The 6,147-nt window shown below is 65.2% G+C and carries 6 protein-coding genes; 3 read left to right on the top strand and 3 right to left on the bottom strand.

Annotated features, from left to right (window positions below; all coding sequences use genetic code 11):
- Both Q0X61_RS12215 and rlmB read left to right on the top strand, forming a co-directional pair.
- The coding region (locus Q0X61_RS12215) for a DALR domain-containing protein (RefSeq protein WP_367270746.1) at window positions 1-560 on the top strand (560 nt) is incomplete at its 5' end.
- Complete coding sequence (gene rlmB / locus Q0X61_RS12220) at window positions 560-1,504, top strand: 23S rRNA (guanosine(2251)-2'-O)-methyltransferase RlmB (protein WP_297743030.1); 945 nt, start codon at window positions 560-562, stop codon at window positions 1,502-1,504. The genes Q0X61_RS12215 and rlmB, both read left to right, overlap by 1 nt.
- A gap of 12 nt (window positions 1,505-1,516) precedes the next feature.
- Here rlmB and Q0X61_RS12225 read toward each other — a convergent pair whose 3' ends face one another.
- Both Q0X61_RS12225 and Q0X61_RS12230 read right to left on the bottom strand, forming a co-directional pair.
- Complete coding sequence (locus tag Q0X61_RS12225; RefSeq protein ID WP_297743031.1) at window positions 1,517-1,717, bottom strand: hypothetical protein; 201 nt, start codon at window positions 1,715-1,717, stop codon at window positions 1,517-1,519.
- Window positions 1,718-2,230: 513 nt separating this feature from the next.
- Window positions 2,231-3,379, bottom strand: a complete 1,149-nt coding sequence (locus Q0X61_RS12230) for a hypothetical protein (RefSeq protein WP_297743033.1) — start codon at window positions 3,377-3,379, stop codon at window positions 2,231-2,233.
- 97 nt (window positions 3,380-3,476) lie between these two features.
- Between Q0X61_RS12230 and Q0X61_RS12235 the strand changes: the two genes are divergently transcribed.
- Window positions 3,477-4,913: a glycine hydroxymethyltransferase gene (locus Q0X61_RS12235; protein ID WP_297743035.1), complete on the top strand. Its 1,437-nt coding sequence runs from the start codon at window positions 3,477-3,479 to the stop codon at window positions 4,911-4,913.
- A 104-nt stretch (window positions 4,914-5,017) separates the two neighbouring features.
- Here Q0X61_RS12235 and Q0X61_RS12240 read toward each other — a convergent pair whose 3' ends face one another.
- On the bottom strand, window positions 5,018-5,956 hold the full coding sequence (locus tag Q0X61_RS12240; protein ID WP_297743037.1) for a hypothetical protein: 939 nt from the start codon (window positions 5,954-5,956) through the stop codon (window positions 5,018-5,020).
- Window positions 5,957-6,147 lie beyond the last annotated feature (191 nt).

The raw sequence follows: 6,147 nt of genomic DNA on the forward strand, positions 1-6,147 counted from the left end.
ACCCCCGCGCCGTGCGCTACTTCCTGCTCGCCCCGCACTATCGCTCCACCATCGAATTTTCCCCCTCCGACGACGACACCCGCGGCTCGCTCGCGGAGGCCGAGAAAGCGATCGAGCGCATCGACTCCTTCGTGCTCCGCGCCACCGAGCACGCCACCGCGTCACCCGACTACACCCACCTCGAGCAGTGGCAGCGCTTCGCTGCGGCCATGAACGACGACCTCGGCACGCCAGGAGCCGTCGCGCAACTCTTCGACGTGATCCGCGCCGGCAACCAGGCCCTCGCCCAGGGCGACGATGTCAGCGCCCTCCTCGGCGCCGCCACAGCGATGCTGAACGTCTTCGGCCTCCACCCCCTGGCCCCAGAATGGGCCACCAACGCCACCACCGACGACCTCACACCCATCGTCGACTCCCTTGTGGGAGCGCTCTTGGCGCAGCGTGCGGAGGCTCGCGCGGCCAAGGATTGGGGCACCGCCGACGCCATCCGCGACACCCTCGCCGATGCCGGCCTCACCATCACCGATACCCCTGACGGGGCGAAATGGAGCGTGCGCTGATGCCAGGAAATTCGTCACGACGAGGCGCAGGCAAGCGCGGCCCCAGCAAGGCCGCCGGCTCCGGCGGCCGCAACCGTCGATCGCTACAAGGCCGAGGCCCGACGCCGAAGGCCGAAGACCGCGTCTACCACAAGGCGTACAAGGCGAAGCAGGCCGCGGCAAAGCGCCAGGGCGGCCCCTCGAAGCGTCCCCCGAGGGCGAAGGCCGGCGCCGACTGGGTCGTCGGCCGCAACCCCGTGTTCGAGGCCCTCACCGCCGGGATGCCCGTGAAGCAGGTGTATCTTGCGGAGGGCGCGGAGCGCGACGACCGTATCCGCGACATCCTCAAGCACGCCGCCGAGCATTCCATCCCGCTCCTGCAGGTACCCCGCGGCGAACTTGACCGCGTCACGGGTGGGCTCGTCCACCAGGGCGTCGCTCTCCAGCTCCCCCACTACGAGTACGCCGTGCCCGAGGAGCTTTTCGCCGACGGTGTGGACGCCGCCGCGGTCTTCGTCGCGTGCGATGGCATCACCGACCCCCGCAACTTGGGCGCGATCATCCGCTCCGCCGCCGCGTTCGGCGCGGCTGGGGTCGTGATCCCCGAACGGCGTTCCGCCTCAATGACCGCCGCAGCGTGGAAAACCTCGGCGGGCGCGGCGGCGAGGATCCCCGTCGCGATGGCAGGCAACCTCAACCGCGCGCTCGAGCAGGCGGCCAAGATGGGCTACACCATCGTCGGGCTCGCGGGTGAGGGCGAGGCGCAGCTGGGCGGCATCCCTGGCGCCGACGGGCCGCTGGTGATCGTCGTCGGCTCCGAAGATGAGGGTCTTGCTCGGCTCACCCGCGAGCGCTGTGACGCGCTGGCGCGCATCCCTATCGCCTCCGACGTGGAGTCGCTCAACGCCTCAGTGGCGGCGTCGATCGCGCTCTATGAAGCGAGCCTCCAGCGCCCACGCAACTGAGCCGAGCCGCCTTCAACGTGTGTCATCGGGGCAGGAACGGCTCCGCACTCGAAGCCACCAAACAAGCTCGATCACGCCGGCGAAGGCTACGAAGACAAACCCCACGTACCACAGTGTGCCCGAAAGCGACGCCTTGGTGATGAGGGCGCGCACGATGTCAATCGCCCAGATTGCAGCCCCGCAGAGCATGATCACCTGTACCACCTTTGGCATTGCTCACCTCACCGATTCTTGTGGTGTGTGCTTCATGCATTCCAATGACTCCATCGCAGCTCTCCTAGGGCAGTCATTGCCTTGCCTTCAGCCTCGGCGACTTTGTAGCCGCCCCCTATGGCTGTCACTGTAACAGGTACGATGGGCGCCCAAGTAAGGCAGCGCTGCCGCAGTTATTACCGTCGCGAAAAGCGCCAAGGTCGTCGGCATGCTGTTGATCTCCTCGTCAGCAGCTGTCGATGGTGGCGACGCACCTTCCATCACCAAAATAGTGACGATCAGTGTTCAGCACTCCCCACAGTAGATGCTTCGTCGCCTCCGACGTGGAGTCACTCAACGCTCCCGTGGCAGCGTCAATCACGCTCCACGGCCAGCCTGCAGGGCTCCCGAAGCCGTCAGGCAACCGCCAACCCTAACCCAATATTCACTTTCGTTTTCCTCGGAGCCCGATTTTGGTCGGATTAGGCAAACGCGTGTGGGTATTGGGTTACTTGGGCTTTGGGCCCCACAATCCTAGAAGCGGCTTTCCGCGTCTTTGTACTTCAGATTGAACCGAATGGGGGTGCTGCTGCCGGTGAAGTTGCCCGCCACGCCCGACACTTCTTGGAAATCGACGCGAATCTTCCCCGCCGCGCTGAACACCAGCGACGCTTGGTCGTCGCGGCCGGTCACCTGGAACGTCGGCTGCACGTCCGACTGCTGGCGTCGAACCGCGTCGGTGGTGATCGTCTTCGGGCTGACGAGCTTGGCTTTGCTGCCGTCGAGCGCGGTGTACGTGAAGGAGCTGGGCAGGTCGAGTTCGATATTTGTTCCCGACTCGATGCCCTGAAACTCCACCCGCGCTGCCATGGGGATGGTCAGCCATTGCGCTCCCACCGGCGACCATCCGTGCTCCGGCGTCCACGGTGCCATGAAAGCGTTCGACGGGCGCATGCCGATGCGGAACATTCCAGTCACCGGCTCGTAGCCGGGCGGCTGCGCGGAGTACAGGCGCTGATACACGTTGTCGGGTGGGTCGAACACGACGGTCGTGCGCGAGCGGAATCCCTCGTTCGCGTTCCAAGCCTCGTCAACGGCTGGAATGCCCTGCACAAGATCGACACGGATGGTTTTACCCTCGTCAGTCACCTCCAGCACGGCGGTGCCGTTGGCGGGGATGCACACGATGATGAACTCCCACGACACCTGAAATTTCCCCTGCGCTACCCCACCGAACAGGTTCTGCACCGGCATGCCAGTGCCGTCGCGGTTCAGGCTGACGTCGACGGGGTGCTCGGCGTCTTCGACGAACACTGGCCGGCCGGCTTGCGCGGTGAAGGCGACGAACTGATGCCCTTCTGGCGCGCGCAGGGGTGCGGTTTGATCAATCTTTTGTGCAACCTCGTAGGGAATGCGCTCGCTGACGAGCACTTCACCGATGCGCCCGTCCATGTGTGGGGTGCTGAATACGAGCCCCAGCGGGGTGGCGTCGTCGACGAGGACGTGAGTGCCCGCGGTGGAGCGCGCGTAGAAGTCGGGTTCAACGACGCGTTCGGGCGGGGTGGTGTCGGTCGGTGTAGGGCTAGCGCGGTGCTCTTTAGGCGTGAAATTGATGGGCCCCGTGCAGCCAGCGAGCAGGGGGACCCCCAGCGATACGAGCGCAGCTCGACGGGAGACTCTCACGCTGCCTAACCCTATTGACCAAAGCGGTCATTTGCCACGTCTGAGCATGATTGCAGCGATAGGTTAGTGTTGTTGCCCAATTTCCGAAGGAGCCCCCGTGAGCGACCTCACCGCAGTATCCGACGCGTACCGGACCTTGCTCGACATGATCGGGCAGGTGGAGCCTCGCATCGCTGACGCCACCCGACAAGAACTCGCCGATCAGCGTGCATCGCTGAAGCTCATCGCCAGCGAAAACTATGCCAGTCTCCCCGTGCTGGCGACGATGGGCACCTGGCTGAGCGACAAGTACGCCGAAGGTACCGTCGGACACCGTTTCTACGCCGGCTGCCAGAACGTCGACACCGTCGAATCTATTGCCGCCGAGCATGCCCGAGAGCTGTTCGGCGCCGAGTACGCCTACGCGCAGCCGCACTCCGGCATCGACGCGAACGTCACCGCCTACTGGGCCATTCTGGCGCACCACATCGAGGCCCCGACGCTGCAGGAGCTCGGCGCCCGAACTGTCAACGACCTCTCCGAGGCCGACTGGGAAGCCCTGCGCAAGAAGTTCGGCGAACAGCGCCTCATGGGCATGAGCCTCGACGCGGGCGGCCACCTCACCCACGGCTTCCGCCCGAACGTGTCGGGCAAGATGTTCCATCAGCGCGCCTACGGCACCGACCCCGAAACGCAGCTCCTGGATTACGACGCCATCGCCCGGCAGGTGCAGGAGTTCAAGCCGCTCGTGTTGGTGGCGGGCTACTCGGCCTACCCGCGTCGGGTGAACTTCGCGAAGATGCGCGAGATCGCTGACTCCGTCGGCGCGGTGCTCATGGTGGACATGGCGCACTTCGCGGGTCTCGTCGCAGGCAAGGTGTTCACCGGCGACGAAGACCCGGTACCGCACGCGCACGTCGTCACCACGACAACGCATAAGTCGCTGCGCGGCCCCCGCGGCGGGCTCATCCTTGCCACGAAGGAGTATGCCCCCGACGTGGACCGCGGATGCCCGCTGGTGCTCGGTGGCCCGCTGTCGCACGTGATGGCGGCGAAGGCGGTGGCTCTCGCCGAGGCCCGCACCCAGGCGTTCCGCGATTACGCCCAGCAGGTGGTCGACAATGCGAAGGCGCTCGCTGAGGGGCTCCTCACGCGCGGCGTGCGGCTCGTCACTGGCGGCACCGACAACCACATCGTGCTCATGGATGTGCGCGACTTCGGCATCACCGGGCGTCAGGCGGAGGCGGCGCTGCTCGAGTCGGGCATCGTCACCAACCGAAACTCGGTGCCCAACGATCCGAACGGCGCCTGGTACACCACCGGCGTCCGGCTCGGCACTCCCGCGCTCACGTCGCGCGGTTTCACCGTCTCCGACATGGACGAGGTTGCGGGCATGATCGCGGGCGTCTTGAAGGCGACGACACCCACCACTACGAGCAAGGGCACCCCGAGCCAGGCAAAGTATGAGCTCGACGCCGGGGCCCGCCAGGCTTCCCTCGACGGCGCCTCCAAGCTGCTGGCAGCTCGCCCGCTCTACCCCGGATTCGAGCTGTAAGCACACTGCAGTTCGCACCGCTGCACACAAACGACGGTGGCGCCGGCCTCTCCTAGTTGAGGCCGGCGCCACCGCCAATACTGCTGGTTATCCCGCAGGGAAGGTCACTTGTACGCGACGATGCCCTTCGACACCTCGACAAGGTCGGCTCGTGAAGCGTCGGTACTGGTTATCACTATGCTATTGTTCGGCTTCTTGCCGGGATGGATGTGGCACATCTCTGTCTTCTCGTCGCCACCATCCATGGTGCCGCAGAACCCGCCTTCGAACTCCTCAACGTTCTGCAGGGTCCGACGGGCCTCGTCGCGAACTGTACGATCTTGCTGAAAATCGAAGACGACGATGGCCGTCGTTCCCTTGGAATACATCGTCAAACCGAACGCGCTCAGCTGCCAGTCACCGATTTGCTTGGGCAGGAGTGCCACGAATTCATCAAGGCCTCCCGGGTCGGTCCCAGGCTGCTGACCACCGGGCTGTTGCCCGCCAGGCTGCTGACCACCGGGCTGTTGCCCGCCAGGCTGCTGACCACCGGGCTGTTGCCCGCCAGGCTGGTCTCCACCAGGCTGCTGCCCGCCAGGCTGCTGACCACCCGGTTCATCACCACCAGGCTGGTCACCACCAGGGGTGTCCTCACCGCCTGGCTTCTCAGTCTCCTGCGGCGTCTGAACACTCGAAGACGAAGCACCCGGCTCCGCCGTCCCGCCGTCGTCGCCCTTGAAGAAGAACACCCACACCAAAACACCAATAAGTGCCAACACCAGCACAGAAATGGCGATGATGATGCCGACCCCCGGCCCGCGGCTGCCACCTTGCCCTTGTTCCTGCGGTGGCATACCACCCGGTGGCATACCGCCGAGACCGCCGTTCCAGCCCTGCGGTCCGCCCTGAGCGCCGTTCCAGTTCGGCGCACCGCCCTGGCCACCCTGCCACTGCCCCTGGCCTTGCGGCCCGGCAGGCGGATAACCAGACGAAGGCCGACCACCCCACTGCTGCCCGCCATAGCCCTGCGGGCTAGCCTGACCTGAATACCCTGGTCCGCTCATCTACTCACTTCTCCCTGTATAACACAGCCCAACTCAGGGCCCTACACACACCGATCACTACCGTGCAACCGCGATAATAGCCTTCGCTAGGGGCACCATCTCACCAATATCGGCATACCGACTCGACATCAGAAAGACTTCCCCCTGCGCCGCCTTCGGTGCGATAGCACACGTGATCACTCTCGTTTCTT

Source organism: uncultured Tessaracoccus sp., assembly GCF_947255005.1.
Lineage (GTDB): Bacteria > Actinomycetota > Actinomycetes > Propionibacteriales > Propionibacteriaceae > Arachnia.